Annotated in this window: 26 protein-coding genes; 20 read left to right on the forward strand and 6 right to left on the reverse strand. The window is 52.6% G+C overall.

The genetic code is table 11. The features are described 5' to 3' along the window. The first annotated feature begins 22 nt into the window (after positions 1-22). Entirely contained in the window at positions 23-475 is a 453-nt protein-coding gene (locus AACU55_RS13145) for a rhodanese-like domain-containing protein (RefSeq protein WP_134705594.1), read from the forward strand. Between the two features lie 18 nt (positions 476-493). Here AACU55_RS13145 and flk read toward each other — a convergent pair whose 3' ends face one another. Next, entirely contained in the window at positions 494-1543 is a 1050-nt protein-coding gene (gene flk, locus AACU55_RS13150; RefSeq protein WP_013574551.1) for a flagella biosynthesis regulator Flk, read from the reverse strand. Positions 1544-1797: 254 nt separating this feature from the next. Next, the gene (locus AACU55_RS13155) at positions 1798-2694 is read right to left on the reverse strand and encodes a DMT family transporter (protein ID WP_134705595.1); all 897 of its coding nucleotides are present in this window, start codon (positions 2692-2694) and stop codon (positions 1798-1800) included. Between the two features lie 128 nt (positions 2695-2822). Here AACU55_RS13155 and AACU55_RS13160 point away from each other — a divergent pair, with 128 nt between their 5' ends. The 15 genes from AACU55_RS13160 to hisP all read left to right on the forward strand — a co-directional run bounded on the left by AACU55_RS13160 (position 2823) and on the right by hisP (position 17445). Further along, on the forward strand, positions 2823-3614 hold the full coding sequence (locus AACU55_RS13160; RefSeq protein ID WP_037036224.1) for an AraC family transcriptional regulator: 792 nt from the start codon (positions 2823-2825) through the stop codon (positions 3612-3614). A 100-nt stretch (positions 3615-3714) separates the two neighbouring features. Then, positions 3715-4848 carry a 4-phosphoerythronate dehydrogenase PdxB gene (gene pdxB, locus AACU55_RS13165; RefSeq protein ID WP_013574554.1) on the forward strand — a complete coding sequence of 378 codons (1134 nt, stop codon included), beginning with the start codon at positions 3715-3717 and terminating at the stop codon, positions 4846-4848. 111 nt (positions 4849-4959) lie between these two features. Further along, the gene (locus AACU55_RS13170) at positions 4960-5970 is read left to right on the forward strand and encodes an aspartate-semialdehyde dehydrogenase (protein WP_013574555.1); all 1011 of its coding nucleotides are present in this window, start codon (positions 4960-4962) and stop codon (positions 5968-5970) included. A gap of 2 nt (positions 5971-5972) precedes the next feature. Continuing rightward, the gene (gene truA, locus AACU55_RS13175) at positions 5973-6803 is read left to right on the forward strand and encodes a tRNA pseudouridine(38-40) synthase TruA (protein WP_134705596.1); all 831 of its coding nucleotides are present in this window, start codon (positions 5973-5975) and stop codon (positions 6801-6803) included. Positions 6804-6862: 59 nt separating this feature from the next. After that, complete coding sequence (locus tag AACU55_RS13180) at positions 6863-7531, forward strand: DedA family protein (RefSeq protein ID WP_134705625.1); 669 nt, start codon at positions 6863-6865, stop codon at positions 7529-7531. 262 nt (positions 7532-7793) lie between these two features. Next, complete coding sequence (accD, locus tag AACU55_RS13185) at positions 7794-8708, forward strand: acetyl-CoA carboxylase, carboxyltransferase subunit beta (protein WP_013574558.1); 915 nt, start codon at positions 7794-7796, stop codon at positions 8706-8708. Positions 8709-8896: 188 nt separating this feature from the next. Continuing rightward, positions 8897-10183 carry a bifunctional tetrahydrofolate synthase/dihydrofolate synthase gene (gene folC, locus AACU55_RS13190; RefSeq protein WP_134705597.1) on the forward strand — a complete coding sequence of 429 codons (1287 nt, stop codon included), beginning with the start codon at positions 8897-8899 and terminating at the stop codon, positions 10181-10183. Then, entirely contained in the window at positions 10173-10946 is a 774-nt protein-coding gene (gene dedD, locus AACU55_RS13195; RefSeq protein WP_037036222.1) for a cell division protein DedD, read from the forward strand. The genes folC and dedD overlap by 11 nt, the downstream gene beginning before the upstream one ends. A 347-nt stretch (positions 10947-11293) precedes the next feature. Continuing rightward, positions 11294-11785 (forward strand): colicin V production protein, encoded by a 492-nt coding sequence (gene cvpA, locus AACU55_RS13200; RefSeq protein ID WP_134705598.1) that lies wholly within the window; start codon positions 11294-11296, stop codon positions 11783-11785. A 30-nt stretch (positions 11786-11815) separates the two neighbouring features. Further along, positions 11816-13333, forward strand: coding sequence for an amidophosphoribosyltransferase (purF, locus tag AACU55_RS13205; RefSeq protein ID WP_013574562.1), 1518 nt, complete (start codon positions 11816-11818; stop codon positions 13331-13333). A 130-nt stretch (positions 13334-13463) separates the two neighbouring features. Beyond that, positions 13464-14036: a UbiX family flavin prenyltransferase gene (locus AACU55_RS13210; protein WP_013574563.1), complete on the forward strand. Its 573-nt coding sequence runs from the start codon at positions 13464-13466 to the stop codon at positions 14034-14036. Between the two features lie 322 nt (positions 14037-14358). After that, positions 14359-15141: a lysine/arginine/ornithine ABC transporter substrate-binding protein ArgT gene (argT, locus tag AACU55_RS13215; protein WP_013574564.1), complete on the forward strand. Its 783-nt coding sequence runs from the start codon at positions 14359-14361 to the stop codon at positions 15139-15141. A 106-nt stretch (positions 15142-15247) separates the two neighbouring features. Then, positions 15248-15934: a histidine ABC transporter permease HisQ gene (locus AACU55_RS13220; protein ID WP_037036220.1), complete on the forward strand. Its 687-nt coding sequence runs from the start codon at positions 15248-15250 to the stop codon at positions 15932-15934. Continuing rightward, entirely contained in the window at positions 15931-16644 is a 714-nt protein-coding gene (locus AACU55_RS13225; RefSeq protein ID WP_134705599.1) for an ABC transporter permease, read from the forward strand. The genes AACU55_RS13220 and AACU55_RS13225 overlap by 4 nt, the downstream gene beginning before the upstream one ends. A gap of 27 nt (positions 16645-16671) precedes the next feature. Beyond that, a complete protein-coding gene (hisP, locus tag AACU55_RS13230) occupies positions 16672-17445 on the forward strand; it encodes a histidine ABC transporter ATP-binding protein HisP (RefSeq protein ID WP_013574567.1) in 774 nt (257 codons plus the stop codon). 47 nt (positions 17446-17492) lie between these two features. On the opposite strand, the gene pepT is transcribed toward hisP, so the two are convergent. Continuing rightward, positions 17493-18725 (reverse strand): peptidase T, encoded by a 1233-nt coding sequence (pepT, locus tag AACU55_RS13235; protein WP_134705600.1) that lies wholly within the window; start codon positions 18723-18725, stop codon positions 17493-17495. Positions 18726-18884: 159 nt separating this feature from the next. Here pepT and AACU55_RS13240 point away from each other — a divergent pair, with 159 nt between their 5' ends. Continuing rightward, complete coding sequence (locus AACU55_RS13240) at positions 18885-20480, forward strand: ABC transporter substrate-binding protein (RefSeq protein WP_013574569.1); 1596 nt, start codon at positions 18885-18887, stop codon at positions 20478-20480. A 528-nt stretch (positions 20481-21008) separates the two neighbouring features. On the opposite strand, the gene AACU55_RS13245 is transcribed toward AACU55_RS13240, so the two are convergent. Both AACU55_RS13245 and yfcG read right to left on the reverse strand, forming a co-directional pair. Next, positions 21009-21905: a TIGR01777 family oxidoreductase gene (locus tag AACU55_RS13245; protein WP_134705601.1), complete on the reverse strand. Its 897-nt coding sequence runs from the start codon at positions 21903-21905 to the stop codon at positions 21009-21011. A gap of 142 nt (positions 21906-22047) precedes the next feature. Next, positions 22048-22677 carry a GSH-dependent disulfide bond oxidoreductase gene (gene yfcG / locus AACU55_RS13250; RefSeq protein WP_037036216.1) on the reverse strand — a complete coding sequence of 210 codons (630 nt, stop codon included), beginning with the start codon at positions 22675-22677 and terminating at the stop codon, positions 22048-22050. A 316-nt stretch (positions 22678-22993) separates the two neighbouring features. Between yfcG and yfcD the strand changes: the two genes are divergently transcribed. After that, positions 22994-23626, forward strand: coding sequence for an NUDIX hydrolase YfcD (gene yfcD / locus AACU55_RS13255; RefSeq protein ID WP_081925227.1), 633 nt, complete (start codon positions 22994-22996; stop codon positions 23624-23626). Between the two features lie 38 nt (positions 23627-23664). Here the strand turns inward: yfcD and AACU55_RS13260 are convergent, their stop codons facing one another. Further along, on the reverse strand, positions 23665-24681 hold the full coding sequence (locus AACU55_RS13260; protein ID WP_013574573.1) for a LacI family DNA-binding transcriptional regulator: 1017 nt from the start codon (positions 24679-24681) through the stop codon (positions 23665-23667). A gap of 354 nt (positions 24682-25035) precedes the next feature. Between AACU55_RS13260 and AACU55_RS13265 the strand changes: the two genes are divergently transcribed. Together AACU55_RS13265 and AACU55_RS13270 are read left to right on the forward strand one after the other, a co-directional pair. Beyond that, positions 25036-25479, forward strand: coding sequence for a PTS sugar transporter subunit IIA (locus AACU55_RS13265; RefSeq protein ID WP_013574574.1), 444 nt, complete (start codon positions 25036-25038; stop codon positions 25477-25479). A 138-nt stretch (positions 25480-25617) separates the two neighbouring features. Then, positions 25618-25899: a PTS sugar transporter subunit IIB gene (locus tag AACU55_RS13270; RefSeq protein ID WP_013574575.1), complete on the forward strand. Its 282-nt coding sequence runs from the start codon at positions 25618-25620 to the stop codon at positions 25897-25899. Positions 25900-25942: the final 43 nt, after the last annotated feature.

A 25942-nucleotide genomic window follows, 5' to 3' on the forward strand; every position in this document is an offset into this window, starting at 1 on the left:
ATCACTTAATGAGGAAGCGTTTATGCAACAAGAGTCTTATGTTTTGGGATTCGCCCCACCGTCACCTGAAATCAGTGCTGCGTATTTGTTGTCGAAACTGAGTTTTTATACTGATGCCGCCGATGTCGCGGCGGATTTACAAAATGGTGTGAGCGCAATTGTGGTTATTGATACCCGTTCTGCTGAACATTATGTACGCGGCCATGTGCCGGGCGCGGTCAGTTTTCCGCATAAACTGATGACAGCAGAAAGCACCCGCGAACTTCGCAAAGACGTGGTGTACGTGACGTATTGCGACGGAATTGGCTGCAACGGTTCGACGCAGGGCGCGTATAAACTGGCGAAACTCGGATTCAGGGTAAAGGAAATGATTGGCGGGCTGGATTTCTGGATCCGCGATCAGCACCCGGTCACACCAGGTGAAGAACGCGGACAGTATTCACGGGAACAAATGCCGTCAGATTGCGGTTGTTGATAAGGCGTTATTGCAAGATTAAAACAGCAACCACAACAGCAGTACGACCACCACGAACGCGATAAACAACAGCGGCTTGCCGCCCATCGCCTGCATGGACGGCGGCAACATCGCGATAAACGGATTCATGATCGGTTGAGGATCGGTCCGTGTCACGGTGGTGAATGTATCGTCTGTATCATCGGCGCGTGGAGAACGGTCAACCCGCTGGCTGAACAGCACACCAATCAGATCACTGACCTGAACTTGCGTCAGCGGCGTGGAAAGCGTCGCACTGAAACGGTTTTCGGCGTATTCCGTTAGCTGATGAATTTCATGGGTGCTGGCCGGTTGCTTGAGCACGCTCAGCAATGTGGTCAGCGTCGGTGCGGTGGTCTGCTGGCTCAGTGACGCTTTCACCTGCATAAACTGGCTGAGCACCTGAAAATGCTTCGCCGGTATAGGTTCGCCCACTTTCACGCCAACCAGCGTAAACAGTTCCTGCCAGACTTTCACCGGGGCTTCGCCAGTGGCTGCACTGAGGCGGGTGACAAGCTGTTGCAGGCTGTTGTGTTCGGCAGGCAGCAACGGACGATCGGTGACCGGCGTCTGCTGGGGCTGCGGGATATTCATCTGACGGGTCTGGATCAGATCCAGCACCTGTTGCAACTGCGGATGCGTCAGCTGACTCAGTACGGTATGACCGAAATTCTGGCGGATAAAATCGCTCACCGCCTGCCGGTTATTACCCTGTGGCAGCAGCTCAGTCAGTTGCAGCATCAGCTGGCGCGAGGCATGGCTGTCCTGCGCCTGCGAGAGTTTTCCCTGCAACAGCGCTTCAGCCTGCGGGAATTGCTGCGAGGTGATTTCTGCACCGTGAGGCAACGCAAGATCGTGGCGCAAATTGGCCCAGATCTCAGCAGATTTGATTGGCGTCAGTGCCATCAGTTTGACGATCAGTTTTTCCAGCGTGGTGCGCTGTACCGGCGTTAATGGCAGCTCAGTACCTGCTTTAGCCGGAACGGTCTGACCCTGGGGTTGTGTTCTGTTGTCGCCAACCGGCATGCCCGGGCCGCTCAAAGGTTGCATATCACCGTCCTTCGCTGGAAATTTAAAACGTCGCTTAAACTCAATGATAAGTAAAAAGCACGGCGCAGAGCGCGGAAGCGCCTCATCATACCTGCAAAGTGTTTTAATCGACACAGTGAATAGCAGGCTGAGAAAGATTCTTCAGGATATTGTTTCCTAAAACAGCCGCTAAAAACGTCTGGCGGGGCGCGAAAGCAGAAAGTGGAGGGAAGGCACCACCCTCTTCAGTGAGGATGGCATACGATTGAGAGAATTTATTTTTGTTCCGCGGACGCGCTACGGGTGAACAGCGGCTTTCGCAAACGCTGTGCCAGAATGACCCCGGCAAGCGTGATACCTCCGCCAATCAGATGGTAGCTGTGCAACTGTTCGTGCAGAAACAGTACGGCGATGACCGCAGTGAAAATCGGCGACAGATTCATGAAAATCGACGCTTTATTGGCACCCAAACGGATCACACCCTGGATCCACAAAAACGGCGCAATGATTGACGCCGGGATCCCGGCGAAAAGCACCAGCGGAATATTATGTGCCGTCAGGCTGACATCCTTCGCGAGCAGGAAGTTGGGCAGCAGCAATAAAACGCCGAAAATGATCTGCACATACAACGACTGCCAGTTCGGCAGCGGGATCGCCCAGCGTTTGGTGAGCACGCCATACAGCGCGTAGGAGGCCGAAGCCGCAAACATCATCAGTTCGCCCGTGCCGATGCCGTGTTGCAGCAACTGCGCCGGATCCCCGGCACTGACCAGCCAGACTAAACCGCCGAGGGAAATAATACTGCCCAGCGCCACACCTACTGTCGGGACCACACTGAGCACAAACAGGCCAATCAGCACGGTCAGCAGCGGGATGAGTGAATTCAGGATACCCATAAACAGTGCGCTGACGCTGTGTGCGGCGTAGTAAGCCAGACTTTGATACAGCACCATGCCCAACAGGCCGAGGATCAGCAGTTTCCACCCGTATTGTTTCACCACCTGAAGGTTGCGCAGCATGCCGGGCAGAACGAAAGGCGTCAGCGTCAGCAATGCCAGAAGCCAGCGGTAGAACGAAATGGCGGCAGGATCAATCGCGCTGGCCGAGGCTTTGCTGACAACAGCATTCAGCGACCAGATCAGGACGGCGAGCAGGGGAAAGAGCACATTCATTGAATATTATTCCTGAGTAAATCGTCACGTCAGTGTACGGTTGTCTTATTTGTTATATATAACGATAATCAGACAACTGATCGCGTAATTCAGACAATCCTCGTGTTGCTCACAGACAAAAGGTATTTATGCCCGCGCCCCGTAGTTCTTTGCCCCGATATTACCCGCCGTTACCGGAAAAGATGCCGGTGACCCTGCTTTTTCGCGGGGAAATTGTGGAGGGGAATTCTGAGTATGTTGAGCATTCACATCCGTGGAGCCAGATTATCTGCGTGAAATCCGGCGTTCTTGCCATGCGCGTGGCCGGACAGCGTTATCTGGCCCCGCGTGAATTCGCTATCTGGGTGCCCGCAGGGGTTGAGCATTCAAGCTATAACCGTAAAACCACGCGTTTTTGCGTCATTGATATCGCGCCTGAGCTGGATACCCATCTGCCCGCCGGGCCTTGTCTGCTGACGCCGACGGCCATTTTTAACGCCATTGCTGATGACTGTTTCTCACGGAATATGACCGAGCCGCAGAGTGAAACGGATCTGCGTATGTGCCGCGTTTTACTGGATCAAATCAGTCTGGCACCCCGTCAGAACACCTATTTACCCACATCGGAAAATAAATTACTGGCCCCCGTTCTGAGCGCACTGGAGAAAAACCCGGCGGATAATACGTCGCTGGCGCAATGGGCGAAGCAGGTGTATACCACCGAACGAACATTGTCGCGGCGTTGCCAGCAGGAACTGGGGATGAGTTTTGCCCAATGGCGTCAGCGGTTGCGTTTCCTGCATTCGGTCTCATTGCTGGAGCAGGGGAAAACGGTGCAGGAAGTCGCGCTTGATCTGGGCTACAGCTCGTCTTCGGCATTTATCGCCATGTTCCAGCAGGTTTCCGGCACCACGCCGCAGCGTTTTCGTAACGACAGGTAAACCTGTGCCCTGAAAGTTGGGATCTGGCCCGGTATCGTGGCAAAATCAATGCCCTCTTTATTTTCTATTCTTTCTTTAGGCCATGCTGCCGGAGACAAACGTGAAAATCCTGGTTGATGAAAATATGCCGTATGCCGTCGAGCTTTTTAGCCGGTTGGGGAACGTGCAGGCCGTACCTGGCCGCCCTATCCCGCAAGATGCCCTGAATGATGCCGATGCGTTGATGGTGCGGTCTGTGACCAAAGTGAACGAAAGTTTGCTGGCGGGAAAACCGGTGAAATTTGTGGGTACCGCCACGGCGGGCACCGATCACGTTGATGATGCATGGCTTGCCAGCGCAGGGATTGGTTTCTCGGCCGCGCCCGGCTGTAATGCCATTGCCGTGGTGGAATATGTTTTCTCATCCTTGCTGATCCTTGCTCAGCGCGACGGTTTCCATCTGCGCGATAAAACGGTCGGGATCATTGGTGTCGGTAACGTCGGTTCACGTCTGAATACCCGCCTTGAAGCGCTGGGTGTACGCACGTTGTTGTGCGATCCGCCGCGAGCCGATCGGGGTGATGCCGGTGAATTCTGGCCGCTTGAGAAGCTGGTCGCTGAAGCCGATATCCTGACGTTCCATACGCCGCTGAATATGTCCGGCCCTTATGCCACACATCATCTGGTGGATGCGGATTTACTGGCGCGTCTGCCCGCTGACCGGATCCTCATTAACGCCTGTCGTGGTGAGGTGGTGGATAACGCCGCGCTGCTCGACGCACTGAATGGCAGCAAAAAACTGACGGCTGTGCTGGATGTCTGGGAACCGGAACCTGATTTGTCGTTAGCGTTGCTGGATAAAGTTGCTATCGGCACGGCACATATCGCCGGTTACAGCCTGGAAGGGAAAGCACGCGGCACCACACAGGTGTTCGAAGCATTCAGTCAGTTTATCGGTCAGCCACAAACGGTGCCGCTGGAATCATTACTCCCTGCGCCTGAATTTGCCGAAGTGACGCTGAGTGGCGCGCTGAGCGAAGCCAAACTGCTGCGTCTTATTCACTTAGTGTATGATGTGCGCCGCGATGACCGGCCTTTGCGCCGTGTCGCCGGAAAACCGGGCGAATTCGACAAGCTGCGTAAGTTCTATGAAGAACGTCGTGAGTGGTCATCTTTACGGGTGATTTGCGACGATGCGGCGACCGCCGGTGTGTTGAAAAAACTGGGCTTTAACAGCCAGTTAGCCACTGCTTAAAACGGCCTTAAGTTTTTTCGCCGCGAGTGATGCGATAACACGTTTGCAAACAGGGCGGTGATCATCATCGCCCCTTGTATTTTGTACTTTTATTTTCTGGAGAATACCAACATGTCTGATGGCTGGAATATTGCGCTGCTTGGCGCAACGGGCGCAGTCGGTGATGCGTTACTGGAATTATTGGCTGATCGTCAGTTCCCGGTTGGTGAGCTCTTCCCGCTGGCAAGTGAACGCAGCGCCGGTAAGACCGTGCGTTTTAACGGCAAAAGTCTGCGCGTACAACAGGCATCTGAGTTCGACTGGTCGCAGGTTCAACTGGCGTTCTTTGTTGCGGGTTCTGAGGCTTCTGCCTTGTATGCCGAAGAAGCGGCAAATCAGGGCTGTCTGGTCATCGACAGCAGCGGCCTGTTCTCTCTTGAACACGATATTCCTCTGGTGGTGCCGGGCGTGAACCCTGACGCACTGTCTCATTACCGCAACCGCAATATCGTGGCCGTGGCCGACAGCCTGACCAGCCAACTGCTGACCGCCATCAAACCACTGACCGAACAGGCCGGTTTGTCGCGTCTGCATGTCACTTCGTTGCTTTCCGTTTCTGCGCTGGGCAAAGCCGCGGTTGACGATCTGGCCGGGCAAAGCGCCCGTCTGCTGAACGGCATTCCGGCAGAAGAGGGCATTTTCAGCAAACAACTGGCGTTTAACCTGTTACCGCTGGTCAGTGATGAAGAGGGCAGTGTGCGTCAGGAACGCCGCCTGGTGGATCAGGTTCGCAAAGTGTTGCAGGACGATGGGCTGCCGATTTCTGTCAGTTGTGTGCAGTCGCCGGTGTTTTACGGTCACGCGCAGGTGGTTCATATGGAAGGTTTGCGTCCGCTGTCAGCGGAAGAAGCGCGCGCCGAACTCGAACGCATTGATGATATTAATCTGAGCGATGAAGATGATTTCCCGACGCAGGTCAGCGATGCGTCCGGTAATGCCAATCTGAGCATCGGTTGTATCCGTAATGACTACGGCATTCCTGAGTTACTGCAATTCTGGTCAGTGGCTGACAACGTCCGTTTTGGCGGCGCACTGATGGCGGTGGAAACTGCCGAGAAGCTGATTAACGAGTACTGGTACTGATTATGTCCGATGAAGTGATCGCTGACGTCAGCACCGTACCGGTTGCCGGACGTGTGGCGTTAGGCATTGAATATGACGGCAGTGCCTATTTTGGCTGGCAGCGTCAGCAGGGCGTCGCCAGCGTGCAGGAGTGTCTGGAAAAAGCACTGAGCCGTGTGGCCAATGCACCGATCGTCGTGTTTTGCGCCGGGCGTACAGACGCAGGCGTCAGCGCAACGGGGCAGGTGGTGCATTTCGACACGCCGGTGCTGCGCAAAGACGCGGCGTGGACGATGGGGGTGAATACCCATTTGCCCAAAGATATCGCTGTGCGCTGGTGTGCGAATGTGGGCGAGGATTTTCATGCCCGTTTCAGCGCCACCGCCCGCCGGTATCGATACGTTATTTATAACAACCGTTACCGTTCAGCGATTTTGCATGCCGGCGTGACCCATGTTCACATGCCGCTCGACGTCGAAAAAATGCAGCTTGCCGGTCAGGCGTTGCTGGGTGAGAACGATTTCACGTCTTTTCGTGCATCACAGTGCCAGTCGCGTACGCCGTGGCGTTATGTGATGCATGTGAATGTGAGCCGTCACGGCAGCTATGTGGTGGTCGATATCAAGGCTAATGCGTTTGTTCATCACATGGTGCGCAATATCGTGGGGAGCCTGGTGGAAATCGGTGCCGGTAATCAGCCTGTTGGCTGGATGGGAGAACTACTGGCAGCGAAAGATCGCAATCTTGCGGCAGCTACGGGCAAGCCTGAAGGGTTATATCTGGTCTGCGTGGATTACCCTGAGAAATTTGCGCTGCCTCAGGTGAATATGGGACCCCTGTTCCTCGAAGATTAAGGAACGGATCAAGCGATTGTTTAAATGGGCTGTTAAACCGGAAAGAGGTGGAAAATCAAATGGGTTTTATTCACTTTGTCATTGATTTCATTTTGCATATTGATGTGCATTTAGCGGAGCTGGTTGCGCAGTATGGCATCTGGGTTTACGGCATTTTATTCCTGATTTTGTTCTGCGAAACCGGTCTGGTGGTGACACCTTTCCTGCCGGGTGACTCATTATTGTTCGTAGCAGGTGCGCTGGCGGCGTTGCCGGGCAACGACATGAACGTTCATCTGATGGTGTTCCTGATGGCGATTGCGGCGATACTCGGCGATGCGGTGAACTACACTATCGGACGGGTCTTTGGTGAACGTCTGTTCAGTAATCCTGATTCAAAGATTTTCCGTCGCAGTTATTTGGACAAGACGCATAAGTTTTACGAGAAACATGGCGGCAAAACGATTATTCTTGCGCGCTTCGTGCCGATCGTCCGCACGTTTGCACCGTTTGTGGCCGGTATGGGGCATATGTCTTACCGCCATTTCGCTGCGTATAACGTGATTGGTGCACTGGTTTGGGTGCTGTTATTTACCTATGCTGGCTACCTTTTCGGCGATCTGCCGATTGTTCAGGAAAATCTGAAATTACTGATCGTGGCAATCATTGTGGTTTCCATCCTGCCGGGTGTGATTGAAATCTGGCGGCACAAACGCGCAGCGGCCAAAGAAAAGCGTCAACAGGATTAATTCCGTACGTTTTTTACGCAAGCGCTTTAAAATTTAAGGCATTAAACCTGAGGGTAGGACCAGTTTTTTATCCACAGTGTCTGGCCGTTATGGTTTAATGAGCGACAATTTATGGTCTGTTCCTGCGAACAACCCTTCTGTGGCGCGGTGTGTGAGGTTTTTTATCACCCCGTACACAGGCGATTTTGGGTAGGTTTCAGGGGACTTGTTACAGCATGAACAGCGGACTGGCTTCGGCCGGGTTCAAACAGAAAGGTTATCGATGAGCTGGATTGAACGAATTCTTAGTAAGAGCACTGACTCGCAAACCCGTAAGGCAAGTATTCCTGAGGGCGTCTGGACTAAATGTGACAGCTGCGGGCAGGTCCTTTACCGCGCCGAGCTTGAGCGCAATCTCATGGTGTGCCCTAAGTGCGACCACCATATGCGCCTTACCGCGCGTATGCGTCTGTCCACTTTCATGGACGAGGGCAGTGAGATTGAGTTAGGCAGTGAGCTTGAGCCTAAAGATGTTCTGAAGTTTAAAGATTCCAAGAAATACAAAGATCGTCTGGTTGCAGCACAAAAAGAAACCAACGAAAAAGACGCCATGGTCGTCATGAAAGGTACGCTGTTTGGCATGCCAATCGTGGTCGCATCGTTTGAATTTGCTTTCATGGGCGGTTCAATGGCGTCCGTCGTGGGGGCACGTTTTGTTCGTGCCGTTGAGCAGGCACTGGAAGATAACTGCCCGCTGGTCTGTTTCTCTGCCAGTGGCGGCGCCCGTATGCAGGAAGCGCTGATGTCGCTGATGCAGATGGCGAAAACCAGTGCAGCACTGGCGAAGTTACAGGAACGTGGCCTGCCATACATTTCTGTACTGACTGACCCTACGATGGGCGGTGTTTCTGCCAGTCTGGCAATGCTGGGTGACATTAACGTCGCGGAGCCGAAGGCGCTGATCGGTTTTGCCGGTCCACGCGTTATCGAGCAAACCGTTCGTGAAAAACTGCCGCCGGGCTTCCAGCGCAGTGAATTCCTGATCGAAAAAGGTGCGATTGATATGATCGTACGTCGTCCGGAAATGCGCGCCAAACTGGGCAGCGTTCTGGCGAAACTGACCGGGCAACCGGAGCCGAAAGTGGCTGACGTCCATGTTGCTGTCAACGGTTCTGCCGCTGACAACCAGGATGCCTGATCGAACAGGGTAAACGCCGGTCAGTTATTCGGGCGGCCACCGCGTGTTGTGCCGCCCACACTGTTTTTCTGCAAAACAGACAGCCGTGCTTTTACTCTGTTGGTGTGATCTGACAAAGAGGGCATTGCCTGCTGTCACAGTCTGGTGATGTAGTGTCGAAGTGAACCTGACAAGGTTGAACGGGACTCATGCAAAATCAACTTATTCCCCAAGCCACGTCGCCTTTGGCCACGTGGCTTTATTATCTTGAACATCTCCACTCTCAGGCTATTGAGCTTGGCCTTGATCGGGTCAAAGCGGTTGCCGCCAAACTCGACTTACTGACGCCAGCGCCGCTGGTTTTCACCGTGGCCGGAACCAATGGTAAAGGCACCACCTGCGCGACGCTGGAATCCATCCTGATGGCGGCGGGTTACCGTGTGGGCGTTTACAGCTCCCCGCATCTGGTGCGCTACACTGAACGTGTCCGTATTCAGGGGGAAGAATTAGCGGAATCTGCGCATTGCGAATCTTTTGCGGGGCTGGAAGCTGGCCGTGGCGATATCTCGCTGACCTACTTTGAATACGGCACATTGTCGGCGTTGCAGCTGTTTAAACAGGCTAAGCTGGATGTGGTGATACTTGAAGTCGGGCTGGGCGGTCGTCTGGATGCGACTAATATTGTCGATGCCAGCGTGGCTGTCGTCACCAGTATTGCGCTGGATCATACCGACTGGCTGGGATCTGACCGCGAAAGCATTGGCCGCGAAAAAGCCGGTATTTTCCGCGCCGGTAAACCGGCCGTGGTTGGTGAGCCGGATATGCCACAATCCATTGCTGCGGTTGCGCAGGAAAAACAGGCGGATTTACACCGCCGCGATGTGAACTGGCATTTTTCTGCGGATGCCGGACAGTGGCGCTGGGCAGCGCGGGAAGAAGGTAATGAGGTTAACGTGCTGGAAGGTTTACCGTTGCCGAATGTACCGCTGGCTAACGCCGCGACCGCGCTGGCTGCACTGCATTATTCAACACTGGATATTCCTGAAGCTGCGTTGCGCAGCGGTTTACAGCGCGCTGCTTTGCCGGGACGTTTCCAGACGGTGAGTGAATCGCCAAGGCTGATCCTGGATGTCGCGCACAATCCGCATGCGGCAGCGTATCTGGCCGGACGTCTGGCGGAACAGCCGCGAAAGGGTGGCAAAGTGCGTGCCGTCGTCGGAATGTTGAAAGACAAAGATATTGCCGGTACGCTGGCTTGCCTGTCGCCGCAGGTGGATGAATGGTATTGCGCGCCGCTGGAAGGCCCGCGCGGGGCCAGTGTCGAAGAACTGACCGTCCATCTGCCGCAGGCGCGCCAGTTTGATGATGTGGAGTCTGCCTGGAAACAGGCTATGCAGGAGGCGGCTCCTCAGGATATTGTGATTGTCTGCGGCTCGTTCCATACCGTAGCTCACGTAATGGATGCTATAGACACGGGGAAAACCAGTGGCAAGTAAGTTTCAAAATCGTCTGGTCGGGACGGTCATTCTGGTGGCACTGGGTGTCATCATTTTGCCTGGTTTACTCGACGGCAAGAAAAAGCATTACGAAGACGAATTTGCGTCTATTCCATTGGTGCCAAAACCGGGTGATGTTGAGGAACAGGACTCGGTGCCACCGGTCACGCAATCTTTGCCTGCTCAGCCGCCGGAAGGTGCCGATCAGATGATGAATGGTGAACAGGACGATACAAGTCCTGCCAATAACACCAACGCCGCCAATCATGGCAATGTGGCGCCGGGTAATACCACGATAGAAGCGCCGCCGGTCACCACACTGCCTGAGCAGAAAAAAACGGTGCAGCCTGCTCCTCAAAAACCCAAAGTGATCGAACCGAAACCGATGGTGGAAGCGAAGCCAACGGTGAAACCGAAGCCGGTCGAACAGCCAAAACCGGTTGAGCAACCGAAGGCCGTTGCTGAACAGCCAAAACCGGTTGAACAGCCGAAGGCTGCGCCGGCAGAAAAAGCGCCGACAGGGCAGTCTTATGTGGTGCAGCTTGGCGCATTGAAAAATGCCGCCAAAGCCAATGAGATTGTGGCGAATTTGCGGTTGTCTGGTTTCCGTGCTTACACAGTGCCTGCAACACCGGTACAGGGGCAGATCACGCGCCTGTACGTCGGCCCGGATGCCTCGAAGCAAAAACTCGAAGCGTCACTTCCGCAACTGCAACAGCTGAGCGGATTGGGTGGGCAGGTTCGCGCTTACTCCGCACACTGACTTTGCGCCTCCCCCTGCGAAGGGGGAGGCGGGGAGGGGGTTTAGCGGGCAACGCCAGATTCAACGTTGCCATTAATACCCCACCCCAACCCTCCCCTTCGCAGGGGAGGGAGTCGTTAAAACATAAAAAATACCACGGAGGGCACAAGCGATTTGTGCCCTTTTTCTATAAGATCCTCTGGTTGGATTTTTATAGGTTTATGCTGCGATTGAGGTTTTTTTAATCGCTATTATTAATTTGTCTGACCGGCTGATTTCCCCTACGCAAACGTTTTCTTTTTCTGTTAGAATTCGCCGCGAACTGGATGCCGGGGCAGATGTGACTGGATTAGACACTGGAATAGTTAATGGTCTGGATTGATTACGTCATTATTGCGGCTATCGGATTTTCTGCTTTAGTCAGTTTGATCCGTGGCTTTGTTCGTGAGGCTTTATCGCTGGTAACCTGGGCTTGCGCCTTTTTTGTTGCCAGCCATTATTACCCTTACCTCGCCATCTACTTCACACGTTTCGAAGATGAGTTAGTTCGAAACGGGATCGCAATTGCCATCTTGTTCATCGCGACGTTGATCGTAGGTGCAATTGTCAACTATGTGATTGGTTCACTGGTTGAAAGAACCGGGTTGTCCGGCACTGACAGGGTGTTAGGTGTGTGCTTCGGCGCACTGCGCGGGGTGTTAATTGTCTCCGCGATGCTGTTCTTCCTCGATACTTTTACCGGTTTTTCGCAAAGTGAAGACTGGAAACAATCCCAGTTGATCCCACAGTTCAGTTATATCATCAGGTGGTTCTTTGACTACCTGCAGAGCACGTCGAGTTTCTTGCCAAAACATATTTAGTTTTGGCAGCGCTGAAGAGGAAAAGACAACATGTGCGGTATTGTCGGTATCGCCGGTTTCATGCCGGTAAACCAGTCGATTTATGACGCGTTAACGGTGTTACAACACCGTGGTCAGGATGCCGCAGGCATCACCACCATCGACGCGAATAATAACTTCCGTTTACGTAAAGCGAATGGCCTGGTGAAGGATGTTTTCGAAGCCCGCCATATGCAACGCTTACAGGGCAACATGGGTATCGGCCATGTGCGCTACCCAACGGCTGGCAGTTCCAGCGCTTCAGAAGCTCAACCCTTTTACGTCAACTCTCCGTTCGGCATTACCCTTGCCCATAACGGCAACCTGACCAATGCTCACGAATTGCGCAGCAACCTGTTCGAAGGCCAGCGCCGTCATGTGAACACCACTTCCGATTCTGAGATTCTGCTCAATATCCTGGCGAGTGAACTGGATCGTTTCCAGCATTACCCGCTGGAAGCTGACAACATTTTTGCTGCGGTTGCCGCAGTGAATCTGAAAATCCGTGGTGCCTACGCGTGTGTGGCGATGATTATCGGTCATGGCATGCTGGCGTTCCGTGACCCGCACGGTATCCGTCCGCTGGTTATTGGTAAACGTACGCTGGAAGATGGCCGTAATGAGTACATGGTGGCTTCTGAGAGTGTGGCACTCGATACGCTGGGCTTTGAGTTCCTGCGCGACGTTGCGCCGGGTGAAGCGGTGTATATCACCGAAAAAGGTCAGTTGTTCACCCGTATGTGTGCCGAGAACCCGCAGTATAATCCGTGCCTGTTCGAATACGTGTATTTCGCGCGTCCGGATTCCTTCATCGATAAAATTTCCGTCTACAGCGCCCGTGTTCGTATGGGTGAAAAGCTGGGCGCGAAAATTGCCCGTGAATGGGAAGACCTGGATATTGATGTGGTGATCCCGATCCCGGAAACCTCCTGCGATATCGCGCTGGAAATCGCCCGCATCCTGGATAAACCGTACCGTCAGGGATTTGTGAAAAACCGCTATGTCGGCCGTACCTTTATCATGCCGGGCCAGCAGGAACGCCGTAAATCTGTACGCCGTAAACTGAACGCTAACCGCGCTGAATTCCGTGATAAAAACGTGTTGCTGGTGGATGACTCCATCGTGCGTGGCACCACCTCTCAACAGATTGTTGAGATGGCGCGTGAAGCCGGAGCGCGACGTGTTTATCTGGCCTCTGCGGCACCGGAAATTCGTTTCCCGAACGTGTACGGTATCGATATGCCAAGCGCGAACGAGCTGATTGCCCATGGCCGTGAAGTCAGTGAAATCAACCAGATAATTGGTGCTGATGCCTTGATCTTCCAGGATCTGAGCGACCTGATCGCCGCAGTGAAAGAAGACAATATGGATATCGAGAAATTCGAATGTTCAGTTTTCGATGGTGTTTACGTCACCAAAGACGTTGACCAGAACTATCTGGAATACCTCGAAGCCCTGCGCAATGACGACGCTCAGGCGTTGCGTGGCCAGCAGGAAGCTGAAAACCTTGAGATGCACAACGAAGGCTGATTAGCCGGTTGCTGACATCCGCATAAACGCGCCCCTCCGGTGAACACCGGGCGGGCGCGTTTTTTTATGCCTGAATTTATGTCAGTATTGGCACCATCGGGTCCGGGTTCATTTTTCTAAGGCAGTGTTCATGAAACGACTTATCGTCGGTATTTCCGGCGCCAGCGGCGCAATCTATGGTGTCAGGCTCTTGCAGGTATTGCAGAGCGTACCTGATATCGAAACACATCTGGTGATGAGCAATGCGGCCCGCCAGACGATGACACTGGAAACCGATCTCACACTACGCGACGTTCAGGCGCTGGCCGATGTGGTGCATGATTCCCGCGATATCGCGGCCAGCATTTCTTCCGGTTCTTTTAAAACTGCCGGAATGGTGATTTTGCCCTGCTCGATCAAAACGCTTTCCGGCATCGTAAACAGTTACACCGACGGTCTGCTGACCCGTGCAGCCGACGTGGTGTTGAAAGAGCGCCGCCGTCTGGTGTTGTGTGTGCGTGAAACGCCGCTGCATCTCGGCCATTTACGGCTGATGACCCAGGCCGCAGAACTGGGTGCTGTCATTATGCCGCCGGTTCCGGCGTTTTATCATCGTCCGGCCTCGGTGGAAGATATCATCGATCAGACGGTAAACCGGGTGATTGATCAGTTTGATATCGAACTGCCGGAAGACTTATTTGTTCGATGGCAGGGCAGTCGTTAAACTTTCACGTCCCAATACGCACTCATTTCGCGCACTTCAGTTACATTGCACCAACAATGATCACAATTTGATTCATTGGGGTGCAGTGTTAAACCTCCCTTCAGCTATCCTTCCCTCAGACCTTTGAAAACTTTCATTATCCCGATGCTTTTTTGACCGGTTTTCACTCTCTCGCTGCGGAAAGTCGCGATGCGGAGAAACGGCACGAAAAGTGCATGAGAAAATCTGGCAAAAAGCCATTTGCATCGTTCAGCAAACTATAAAAAGACGTTCATTCACGCACACACAACCACAACAGATGAATAATCACTGAGGCTAATGTATGAAAAAGTTGTTCAAGGTTCTCCCGCTGGTTCTGGTCTTAGCCAGTGCAGGTAGTGCATTTGCTGCCGTGCCTAAAGCAATTAATATCGGTACTGATCCGACTTACGCCCCATTTGAATCAAAAGACTCCAGCGGCAAGCTGGTTGGTTTTGATATCGACCTGGCCAACGAGATGTGCAAACGTGCAGCCATTAAATGCACTTACGTTGAAAGTGATTTTGATGCGCTGATCCCGTCCCTGAAAGCGAAAAAGATTGATGCGATTATTTCCTCATTATCCATCACTGAAAAACGCCAGCAGGAAATTGATTTCACAGAGAAACTTTACGCCGCTAACGCCCGTCTGATCGCGCCTAAAGGTTCTAAAGTTCTGCCTACTCTGGATGCGCTGAAAGGTAAAAATGTCGGCGTTCTGCAGGGTTCCACTCAGGAAGCTTATGCCAACGCGATGTGGCAGCCAAAAGGCATCAACGTAGTCGCTTACCAGAACCAGGATCTGATTTATGCGGATCTGGCTTCCGGTCGTCTTGACGCGGCATTCCAGGATGAAGTAGCAGGCAGCGAAGGCTTCCTGAAACAGGCTGCAGGTAAAGATTACGCGTTTGCTGGCCCGTCAGTTAAAGACGATAAATTCTTCGGCGTGGGTACCGGCATGGGTCTGCGTAAGACGGATACTGACCTGAAAGACGCACTGAATAAGGCATTTGACAGCATGCGTAAAGACGGGACTTACGACAAACTGGCGAAAAAATACTTCGACTTTGATGTTTACGGCGGCTGATACGCGTCGTGAGATGTGCCAAAGGGGGCGGTGTACCGCTCCCTGCGGTTCTGACGCTGGCCGTCTTTTTGTCTGCGCAGGGATCCACTAAAGACAGGAAAAAACCATGCTGTATGGGTATTCCCAGGTAATTATCCAGGGCACGTTAGTGACACTGGAGCTGGCGATTTCGTCAGTCATTCTGGCGCTGGTGATAGGGTTAATCGGCGCGGGCGGGAAACTGTCAAAGAACCGGATCGTGTCTGGTTTTTTTGGTTGCTACACCACGCTTATTCGCGGCGTACCTGATCTGGTATTAATGTTATTGATTTTCTACGGGTTGCAGATTGCGCTTAACAGCGTCACCGAATCACTGGGGTTGACGCAAATTGATATCGATCCGATGAGCGCCGGTATTATCACGCTGGGCTTTATCTACGGGGCTTATTTCACTGAGACGTTCCGTGGTGCGTTTATGGCGGTCCCGCGTGGACAAATCGAAGCTGCGACGGCTTTCGGGTTCAGCGGTTCACAGATTTTCCGACGAATTTTATTTCCGGCCATGATGCGTTTTGCACTGCCGGGCATTGCCAACAACTGGCAGGTTATTCTCAAAGCCACCGCGCTGGTGTCCTTGCTGGGCCTGAATGATGTGGTGAAAGCCACGCAACTGGCCGGGAAAGGCACTTATCAGCCGTTCTATTTTGCGATTGTGGCGGGAGTGGTTTATCTGGTTTTCACCACGCTGTCGAACGGCGTGCTGGTATGGCTTGATCGCCGTTATTCGCTGGGTGTGAAGAGGGCTGATCTATGATCGAAATTTTACAACAGTACGGTATGTCTTTGCTCTACAGCGATGGCTACCGTTTTACCGGTCTGGCGATCACCCTGTGGTTACTGATCAGCTCCGTGGTGATAGGCGGATTACTGGCGGTGCCGATGGCGGTGGGGCGCGTGTCTTCTAACAAATTCCTGCGTTATCCGATCTGGCTGTACACCTATATTTTCCGCGGAACGCCGCTGTATGTTCAGTTGCTGGTGTTTTATTCGGGGATGTACAGCCTGGAAATCGTGCGTGGTACCGACTTCCTCAATGCCTTCTTCCGCAGCGGGCTTAACTGTACGATTCTGGCGCTGACGCTCAACACCTGTGCTTACACCACCGAGATTTTTGCCGGTGCCATCCGCGCAGTACCGCACGGCGAAATCGAAGCGGCCAATGCCTACGGTTTCTCACGCTTTAAACTGTACACCTGCATTATTTTGCCGTCGGCATTACGTACGGCGCTGCCTGCTTACAGTAATGAAGTCATTCTGATGTTGCACTCCACCGCGCTGGCATTTACCGCCACGGTTCCGGACGTGCTGAAAATCGCCCGCGACATCAACTCGGCGACGTATCAGCCGTTTTATGCTTTCGGGATTGCAGCAGTGATTTATCTTTGTGTTTCTTTTGTCCTGATCGGGCTGTTCCGCAAGGCGGAAAAATGCTGGCTGGCTCACGTAAAGCCCCAAGCTCATTAATAAGAATTATTTTTGCGGAATAACTTTATGCCAGAAAATAAATTAGCGGTTCTCGATCTCCACAAGCGCTATGGCGACCACGAAGTGCTGAAAGGTGTTTCGTTGTCGGCCAATGCGGGTGATGTGATCAGTATTATCGGTTCATCAGGTTCCGGGAAAAGTACCTTCCTGCGCTGCATTAACTTCCTCGAGAAACCAAGCGAAGGCTCGATCAGCGTTAATAATCAGGATATCCGCATGGTGCGCGACACCGACGGTCAGCTGAAAGTGTTTGATAAGAAGCAACTGCAACTGCTGCGTACCAAACTGACGATGGTGTTCCAGCATTTCAACCTGTGGAGCCACATGACGGTGCTGGAAAACGTCATGGAGGCGCCGGTACAGGTGCTGGGGCTGAGCAAAGCCGAAGCGCGTGAACGTGCGGTGAAATACCTCGATAAAGTGGGCATCGACGCCCGTGCACAAGGTAAATATCCGGTGAACTTGTCAGGCGGTCAGCAACAGCGTGTGTCTATTGCCCGCGCGCTGGCGATGGAACCGGAAGTGCTGCTGTTTGATGAGCCGACTTCCGCGCTGGATCCTGAACTGGTCGGCGAGGTGCTGCGTATCATGCAAAAGCTGGCGGAAGAGGGGAAAACCATGGTGGTGGTAACGCATGAGATGGAGTTTGCCCGCCATGTCTCCAGCCATGTCATCTTCCTGCATCAGGGTGTGATTGAAGAGCAGGGCGATCCTGCTGAAGTCTTTGGCAATCCGAAAAGCGCCCGTCTGCAACAGTTCCTTTCCGGTGCGCTGAAGTAACATCTGTACGCGCCTTCCCCTCACATGAGGGGAAGGTTTAAAGCAAATCAACCTTTCGCAGCCAGCAGGCACAGCTGAACGGTCAGTTCATAGGACTTCACAAACGAATTCACCGGCAGGAACTCAAACTTCGAGTGGAAATTGTGCGCGCCGGTAAAGTAGTTCGGCGTCAGTAATCCTTTGGCCGATAATGCTGCGCCGTCGGTGCCGCCACGCATCGGGATCACTTTCGGCTCCACGCCAATTTCTTTCAGGCCTGCAAAGATCAGGTCGATCGCCCGCCGATCTTCGCCGATGGCGCTGCTGATATTGCTGTAGGTATCGCTGATCTCAACTGAGACTTTTGCGGTCGGATACTGCGCGGCAATCTCTTTCGCCACATCCTGAATTTTCTGCTTACGGGCGGCAAAACTGGCGCTGTCGAAATCGCGAATAGAAGCTTTCAGTTCCGCGCCTTGCTGCGAAGCGCTCATGCCGTTGAACCAGATATAACCTTCCCGGCCTTCAGTGTTTTCAGGGGTTTCAGCGCGGTCAAAATGACTGATGAAATCCTGCGCCATCAGCAGCGGATTCACCAGCACGCCTTTGGCCGACATCGGATGTGCTGTCACGCCGGTGAAGGTAATTTCTGCCGCTGCCGCATTGAAGTTTTCATATACCACTTCGCCGAGTTCGCAACAGTCGATGGTGTAAGCAAAATCGACATCAAAGCGGGCGAGATCCAACGCCTTGGCACCACGCAGACCAATTTCTTCGTCAGGCACAAACGCCACCACGATATCGCCGTATTCCTGCTCAGCCGTCAGGTTTTCCAGCAACGTCATCACGACAGTGACCGCCGCTTTGTTATCCGCGCCCAGCACGCTGGTACCGTCGCTGAAAATAATATCCTCACCTTTGTAAGGTAAGATTTCCGGGCGTTCCGCAGGGCGCAGCCAGATATCCAGCGCCTTGTTCAGACACACATCCTCACCGGTAAAACGCAATGTCTGCGGATGAATATCCGGGCGCAGGCCGACATCCACGGTATCGATATGCGTGATAAAACCGATACGCGGGCCGCCTTTTTTGGTGCCGGATTTGACTGCCGTCACGGTGGCATGTTCATCGATCTGAATATTTTCCAGACCCAACTGATGCAGTTCTTCAGCCAGCAACCGCGCCATGTCGTGCTGGCCCGGCGTGCTGGGTAAGGTCGTCGCGCTGGCATCACTTTGTGATGTCACGGAGAGATAGCGGTAGAAGCGTTCGGTAAGCTGTGTTGCGATTGTTGTCGACATCTTAACCTCTGAATGTGCGCAAATATTGTTCCCTGTTATAAGATTTTCATATATAACAAAGTATTACTACGTGTTATCCAGATGTTAATCTGTTTTTGCTTTAGGTTCCACGATGAAGAAGATCTAAACACTCTCCGGACAGGGAAAATAGGGAAAAGAATGAAACACAACATCTTAAAAATAAGCACAGGTTTACTGGCGTTAACCATCACCAGCGGCGTTTGTGCTAAAACGCTGGTTTACTGCTCCGAAGGCTCGCCTGAGCAATTCAACCCGCAACTTTATACATCGGGCACTTCCGTGGATGCCAGCGCTGCGCCAATTTATAACCGTCTGGTGGATTTCAAAATCGGTACCACAGAACTGGTGCCAAGTCTGGCGGAAAGCTGGGAGGTCAGTGCAGACGGTAAAACCTATACCTTCCACCTGCGTAAAGGCGTGAAATTCCAGAGCAGCAAGTTGTTCAAACCGACCCGCGACTTCAACGCTGACGACGTGATCTTCTCGTTCATGCGCCAGAAAGACGAGAATAACCCTTATCATAAAATTTCCGGCGGCACTTACCTTAACTTCGACAGCCTGAAAATGGGCGATCTTATCGGCAGCATTGATAAGGTGGATGATTACACGGTGCGCTTTAACCTGACACGTCCCGAAGCGCCGTTCGTGGCCGATCTGGCGTGGTATTTTGCTTCCATCCTCTCGGCGGAATATGCCGATCAGATGCTTAAAGCCGGTACGCCGGAAAAATTGGATCAGGATCCGATTGGGACCGGGCCGTTTGAGCTGGTGCAGTACCAGAAAGATACGCGCCTGCTGTACAAAGCGTTCCCGGACTACTGGCAGGGCAAATCTAAAATTGACCGTCTGGTGTATACCATTACGCCTGACGCCTCAATGCGCCTCGCCAAACTTGAGAAAAACGAATGCCAGGTGATGCCGTTCCCGAATCCGGCTGATCTGGATCGTATGCGCGCCAATAAAGACATCAACCTGATGAGCAAGGCTGGCCTGAACACCGGTTTCCTGTCGTTCAATACGCAGAAAGCGCCGCTGGATAATGTGAAAGTGCGTCAGGCGCTGACCATGGCCATTAACAAACCACAGATCATTGAAGCGGTGTTCCACGGTACGGGAACCGTCGCAAAAACGCTGCTGCCGACGGGTGTCTGGAGTTACAACGACAAACTGGTGGATTACGATTACTCACCGGAGAAAGCCAAAGCTCTTCTGGCCGAAGCCGGGATGCCGAACGGTTTTGATATCGATTTATGGGCGATGCCAGTACAGCGTCCGTATAACCCGAACGCCCGGCGTATGGCGGAAATGATCCAGGCGGACTGGGCAAAAATTGGCGTGAAAGCGCATATCGTCAGTTACGAATGGGGTGAATACCAGACCCGTATCCGTAACGGCGAACATATGGCAGCGCTGATGGGCTGGACAACGGCGAACGGTGACCCGGATAACTTCTTTGGTCCGCTGTTTACCTGTAATGCCGCGAAGGGCGGTTCGAACTCAGCGAAATGGTGTTACGCGCCGTTTGACCAGTTGATCACCGAAGCGAAAGAAACCACCGATCATGCGAAACGTGTGGCGCTTTACGAGCAGGCCCAGCAGATGATGCACGATCAGGCACCGGCGGTGATGATCGCCCACTCGACCATTTTCGAACCGGTACGCAAAGAAGTGAGCGGTTATGAAGTGGACCCGTTTGGGAAACATGTGTTTTATCAGGTGGATGTGAAGGAGTAAGAGCGGGTTTGAACGGATAAAATGAGAACTGTGAAAGTTTCGGTTTCTCAATAATTGTGCTCACATAATTTTCTGCGCCGAAACCGCCCAAAGGAGGAAAGTGCTTTTCCTCCTTTGGATTCCTCCTCGCTTTTTCAACAAGTGCTTCGCTCGCTGGCTATGTTTCAGCAACCACAGTGACAGGCTGGAAATCTTGCCGCTTTGCGGTTCCTTCTCTCGGTCTTCTAGCCCCGGGTCTCGAAGCCGCTCCGTTCAGCAAGATTTCTGATTCGCCCGTGAGATCTTAAATTCAACGGCTGACCGTTTTTTATCTTTTAGATAAGTTGATTGGCATTTTGCGCCACACTAATGCGCCGGAACATGTCCTTCATTCCAGCGACAGCGCGCAGTGAAAAAGCGAGGGGAGAGCAGAGGGGAAAAGCCTTTCCCCTTTGCTCGGTTTGGGCGAAATAGCCCATGTGAGCGCAGTTATTGAGAAACCGAAACATCCCCAATCTGGTTGAGCAGGGTGAAGGGCTGCAAGACCCGTCACCACAGCAAATCCTCCAGCGCCTCTTTCAATTCCTGATGCTTAAAAATAAACCCTGCTGCTTCCAGCCGGCGCGGCACTGCCCGCTGACCACCCAGCACTAATACAGCTGATTCGCCCATCAGCAAGCGCACCACAGGCGCGGGTGCCCGCATAAACGCCGGGCGGTGCAATACTTCGCCGAGCAGGGCACTGAATTGCTCGTTGCGCGCCGGATACGGCGACACCATATTGAACGGGCCGGAAAGTGTTTCGTGTTCCAGCAAGAACAGAATCCCGTCAATCATGTCGTTGATGTGGATCCACGGCATGTATTGCTGACCATCACCGAGCGGGCCACCGAGACCGGCGCGGTAGGGCAGAACTATTTTGGCCAGCGCACCGCCTTTTTCAGCCAGTACGATGCCGGTGCGCAGCAAACAAACACGCGTCGCCGCGCTTTGTGCTGACATCGCCAGTGCTTCCCAGCGGGCACACAATTGCCAGGTAAACTGCTTGTTAGGCGGCTCATCTTCAGGCACCAGAGCCTGGCCCTGATCGCCGTAATAGCCGACCGCCGAACCGGAGATAAACACGGCAGGGGACTTTTCACTGGCGTTAATCAGCGTTGCCAGCTTTTCTGTCAGCTTCCAGCGGCTCTCGCATAACAACGCTTTGTGTTCTTTGGTCCAGCGTTTGTCGGCAATGGGTTCACCGGCAAGGTTAATTACGGCATCGAAACCGTCGAGCGAGGTTTTTCCTTCCAGCGTTTCCCAGACGGAAACCTGCGACCCGAGTATTTTCGCCGCGCGCTCAGGGGCACGGCTCAGGGCGGTGATCTGATGAGATTGCTCAAGAAGCCGTTCGGTCAATTTTCTTCCGATGAGGCCGGTGGCGCCGGTAATCAAGATCTTCATATCGGGATCCTTAACTGTCTGAATACGCGGATGAACTGTCTTTAATCATAGATGAGTCATCGCAATTAACTCGCGATATGGAGCACAGTTAAGGGTTTTTTATTCTGAGATATCCAGAACGCCTCCGGCAGGCTGAAGGGGCTTACTGAACCTGCGCCAGCGCGTAGGCTCTTTGTGTTGCCGGGCGGCTTTTAACCCGTTCGAACCAGTTGCGTACGGCAGGGTATCCAGCCAGATCAATACGCTGGCGTTCATGAGCCACGACCCACGGATAAGTGGCCATGTCGGCGATACTGTAATTCTCCCCGGCGATATAGGCATTTTTCTCTAACTGGCGGTTCAGCACGCCATACAGACGCTGAGTTTCCTGTAAATAACGCTCAATGGCGTAAGGCACCGGCTGCGGCGCATAATGCGTAAAATGGTGGTTCTGACCCAGCATCGGGCCAAATCCGGCAACCTGCCAGGTCAGCCATTCCAGTGTCACCGTGCGCTCACGCAACTCTTTGCTGAGAAATTTTCCGGTTTTTTCTGCCAGATATTGCAAAATTGCGCCAGACTCAAAAATACTGACCGGTGTGCCGCCGTCAACGGGCTGACTGTCGACAATGGCCGGGATTTTGTTGTTGGGTGAAATGGCGAGGAATTCAGGTTTGAATTGCTCCCCTGCGCTGATATCAATACGGTGGAGCCGGTATTGCAGGCCACTCTCTTCAAGAAAAAGAGAAACTTTATGGCCATTCGGTGTTGGTGCGTAATAAAGATCAATCATATTGCCTCCTGCGTTGTTTTAATCACTCTCCGCGAATGGCGGGGCGGGATGCGCTAATGTGGAACGGGTAATCACAAGCTTCTTATCCGATTGAGTAGGGTATCATAATGCAGATGTTTAGAAGTCTATGTCGGACTTGTCTGATGGCGAACTTTGCGGGGTAACATAGCTTTTAGGTTGCATCAACGCATCCATAGCTATTGAAGCCACCCAGCAGACCCAGATAGAATCTCCGGACATTATCGACGTGTTGCAAAATCACAGCGCACAGACTTATTGCGCACAGACCAGCGCTTAAAAGAGAAGGTTCCAGCGGATGTCAGAACAAGAGCAAAACATCAGTACGGATGAGTGGGTTGATATCGTCAACGAAGACAACGAGGTCATTGCCCAGGCCAGCCGACAACAAATGCGTGCTCAGGTCCTGCGTCATCGTGCCAGCTATATTGTGGTTCATGATGGAATGGGGAATATTTTGGTTCAGCGTCGGACTGAAACCAAAGATTTCTATCCGGGCTGGCTCGATGCAACGGCCGGTGGTGTGGTGCAAAGCGGTGAAAATATACTTGATTCAGCTCGCCGTGAAGCCGAGGAAGAGCTGGGTATTGCCGGTGTGCCGTTTGCAGAGCACGGTCAGTTCTACTTTGAAGAAGAGAACAAATGTCGCGTATGGGGAGCATTGTTTAGCTGTGTATCCCATGGCCCGTTTGCCCTGCAGGAAGAAGAAATTGATGCCGTCCGCTGGATGACACCGGAAGAAATCACTGCGCGTTGTGATGAATTTACGCCGGACTCCCTGAAAGCACTTTCTCTGTGGATGACGCGAAACAATGAGAAAGAACACGGTAAGCCGCTGACTCGTGAAGCCGCAGCCCCTGTGGCGGATGCGTCTGTTCCAGGTAATAAAGAAAACGATGAAGAAGAATCGTCAGCGAAAGATGATATCTGAATCACATCACGGGCGAACTCATATCGCCCGTTCTCTTTTTAGCAACTCTCCCGCTTGCACAACGACGAAGCGATCGTCACTTCTTCCCATTCCTCGTCATTAATCCTCGCCAGCAATGCCTGGGCGGCGCGCACCCCGATTTCTTTATGCGGAATAGCAATAGTGGTCAGCGGCGGCTGGCATACTTTACTGACATCGGCATTGCCAAAGCCGACCACGGCAAGTTCATCTGGCACTTTGATGCGTCTGCGCTGGCATTCATACAGTGCGCCACAGGCGAGATCGTCGGAAACACACACCAGCGCGTCAATTTCCGGCCAGGCAAGCAGGAACTCCGGCAGTTGCTGAGCGCCGGTGGAAAAGCTGGCAGGCTCGGCGGCGTTTATCACCCGGTGCGGGGACATATGTGCTTTCAACATGGCCTTACGCCAACCCTGAAGGTGCTGCTGGAAAATCCACTGTTCCTGATTGGCACACAGCATGCCGATATTCTGATATCCCTTCGCCACCACCGTCTGGGTCAACTGAAACATCGCCTCGACATAATCAATGCCGATATTCATGTCGATTGGCGAATTGGTCAGCGCACCGATTTCCAGCACCGGGATGGTCAGGTTATCCAGCCATTGACGTACATTGGCGGAGTGTTCAACGGACAGTAAAATCGCCGCCGCCAGATTGTAGGAAAGCAGCGTTTCCAGCAGTTTTTCTTCCCGCTCAATACGATGTTGAGATTCCGCCAGCATGATCTGATAACCGGCCGGTTGCAGCACTTTCTGTAGCCCGGCAAACATCTCGGCGCAGCCCGCTTCGGAAAGGCTCGGCACAATCATCGCAATGGTATTTGAGGAGGCGGAAGCCAGGGAACTGGCGGCCTGGTTGGGCAGATATCCCAGCTGACTGACCGCTTCTTCGATCTTCTCCCGTAGCTTATCGGAGACCTGTTCGGGTGTGCGCAGCGCACGGGAAACAGTCATGCTGCCCACGCCCGCCAGTTGCGCGACATCAGCCAGCGTCACTCTTCCGGTACTGCGTCTTTTCTTGTTAATGGACATTCACGATCCTGACCTTAACTGCGCATCTTGCGCAAAATGTATACCCACAGGTATAGCGAAAAAAGCGGGCCGCAGCAGGACCGGTAAATCGGGAACCACGGCAGAATTCGGTAAATTATCGGCAATTTCCCGACAAAGTATACCGTTATTTATGCGATCCACGGGACGGCGATACCGCTGTGTGATTATTTTTGATAGCGCTATCACAGTTCTCAATGATAGAAGTTTGGTAGCGCTATCTTTGAGATCTGTATCACAGATGTTAACGCTACCGCTGAAGTAGAGTCTGGATCGTTGGTGCGGTCTGGGGGAAATTTGACCGGCCATCTTTAAAAATAAAAACGGAGCATCACTATGCTGAATGATTGGCTGACATCTGAACGAATTCAGATCAGAACGGATATCACGGACTGGCGGCAGGCAGTGGAAGTGAGCGCTGAGCCACTGCTGAAAGAAGGGACAATTACCCCGGATTACCTGACGGCAATTTTTGCTCAACGGGAAAAACTGGGGCCGTATTTTGTTCTGGCGCCGGGCATTGCGATGCCACACGCCAGACCAGAAGAAGGGGCGAACGGGTTGGGACTCTCGTTGCTGACGTTGCCGCACGGCGTGGCGTTTAATTCAGAGGATAACGATCCGGTGTATACCGTGGTGATGTTATCGGCAGCAGATAAGCACAGCCATATTGAACTGATTTCTGAACTGGCAGAATTATTTTCCAGTGAAGAAGATATGCAGAAAATACATCAGGCAAAAACCATCAGAGAAATTCAGGACGTTATATCCCGCTATTAATTTGACTTAATATTGTAAAGGGAGTGCGACTTAAATCTAAGGATATTCTGACCATTCAGATGCATTAACATGTGCAGATGGAGTACGGTTCTACATATTTTAATCGTTTAAAAAACAGATAAAGGACAAGTGAATAATATGAAAATCATGGCGATTTGTGGTTCCGGTTTAGGCAGCAGCTTTATGGTTGAAATGAACATCAAGAAAGTCCTGAAGAAACTCAATATTCAGGCAGATGTTCAGCACTCCGATTTGTCCTCAGCCATTCCGGGTGAAGCCGACCTGTTCGTGATGGCAAAGGACATCGCTGCCAGTGCCAGCATTCCTGAAAACCAGTTAGTGGTGATTACTAACATCATTGATATTAATGAACTTGAAACAAAACTGATTGCTCACTTTGAAAAACATCCAGTGTCCTGACCGGCACTGAATAACCCTACAAATAAAACAAATAGACAAACGA

Origin of the sequence: Rahnella sp. CJA17(1/100), from assembly GCF_963881615.1 — a bacterium.
In the GTDB taxonomy this organism is placed as follows: Bacteria; Pseudomonadota; Gammaproteobacteria; order Enterobacterales; family Enterobacteriaceae; genus Rahnella; species Rahnella aceris.

Bases quoted from the DNA above. Each gene is read 5' to 3' on its own strand.
- AACU55_RS13265 (WP_013574574.1), top strand. From the start codon at position 25,036: ATGCTGAATGATTGGCTGACATCTGAACGAATTCAGATCAGAACGGAT.
- purF (WP_013574562.1), top strand. From the start codon at position 11,816: ATGTGCGGTATTGTCGGTATCGCCGGTTTCATGCCGGTAAACCAGTCG.
- AACU55_RS13240 (WP_013574569.1), top strand. From the start codon at position 18,885: ATGAAACACAACATCTTAAAAATAAGCACAGGTTTACTGGCGTTAACC.
- AACU55_RS13245 (WP_134705601.1), bottom strand. From the start codon at position 21,905: ATGAAGATCTTGATTACCGGCGCCACCGGCCTCATCGGAAGAAAATTG.
- AACU55_RS13210 (WP_013574563.1), top strand. From the start codon at position 13,464: ATGAAACGACTTATCGTCGGTATTTCCGGCGCCAGCGGCGCAATCTAT.
- AACU55_RS13225 (WP_134705599.1), top strand. From the start codon at position 15,931: ATGATCGAAATTTTACAACAGTACGGTATGTCTTTGCTCTACAGCGAT.
- AACU55_RS13145 (WP_134705594.1), top strand. From the start codon at position 23: ATGCAACAAGAGTCTTATGTTTTGGGATTCGCCCCACCGTCACCTGAA.
- accD (WP_013574558.1), top strand. From the start codon at position 7,794: ATGAGCTGGATTGAACGAATTCTTAGTAAGAGCACTGACTCGCAAACC.
- flk (WP_013574551.1), bottom strand. From the start codon at position 1,543: ATGCAACCTTTGAGCGGCCCGGGCATGCCGGTTGGCGACAACAGAACA.
- argT (WP_013574564.1), top strand. From the start codon at position 14,359: ATGAAAAAGTTGTTCAAGGTTCTCCCGCTGGTTCTGGTCTTAGCCAGT.
- yfcG (WP_037036216.1), bottom strand. From the start codon at position 22,677: ATGATTGATCTTTATTACGCACCAACACCGAATGGCCATAAAGTTTCT.
- hisP (WP_013574567.1), top strand. From the start codon at position 16,672: ATGCCAGAAAATAAATTAGCGGTTCTCGATCTCCACAAGCGCTATGGC.
- folC (WP_134705597.1), top strand. From the start codon at position 8,897: ATGCAAAATCAACTTATTCCCCAAGCCACGTCGCCTTTGGCCACGTGG.
- AACU55_RS13170 (WP_013574555.1), top strand. From the start codon at position 4,960: ATGTCTGATGGCTGGAATATTGCGCTGCTTGGCGCAACGGGCGCAGTC.
- cvpA (WP_134705598.1), top strand. From the start codon at position 11,294: ATGGTCTGGATTGATTACGTCATTATTGCGGCTATCGGATTTTCTGCT.
- AACU55_RS13270 (WP_013574575.1), top strand. From the start codon at position 25,618: ATGAAAATCATGGCGATTTGTGGTTCCGGTTTAGGCAGCAGCTTTATG.
- AACU55_RS13260 (WP_013574573.1), bottom strand. From the start codon at position 24,681: ATGTCCATTAACAAGAAAAGACGCAGTACCGGAAGAGTGACGCTGGCT.
- truA (WP_134705596.1), top strand. From the start codon at position 5,973: ATGTCCGATGAAGTGATCGCTGACGTCAGCACCGTACCGGTTGCCGGA.
- AACU55_RS13180 (WP_134705625.1), top strand. From the start codon at position 6,863: ATGGGTTTTATTCACTTTGTCATTGATTTCATTTTGCATATTGATGTG.
- pepT (WP_134705600.1), bottom strand. From the start codon at position 18,725: ATGTCGACAACAATCGCAACACAGCTTACCGAACGCTTCTACCGCTAT.
- AACU55_RS13220 (WP_037036220.1), top strand. From the start codon at position 15,248: ATGCTGTATGGGTATTCCCAGGTAATTATCCAGGGCACGTTAGTGACA.
- yfcD (WP_081925227.1), top strand. From the start codon at position 22,994: ATGTCAGAACAAGAGCAAAACATCAGTACGGATGAGTGGGTTGATATC.
- AACU55_RS13155 (WP_134705595.1), bottom strand. From the start codon at position 2,694: ATGAATGTGCTCTTTCCCCTGCTCGCCGTCCTGATCTGGTCGCTGAAT.
- AACU55_RS13160 (WP_037036224.1), top strand. From the start codon at position 2,823: ATGCCCGCGCCCCGTAGTTCTTTGCCCCGATATTACCCGCCGTTACCG.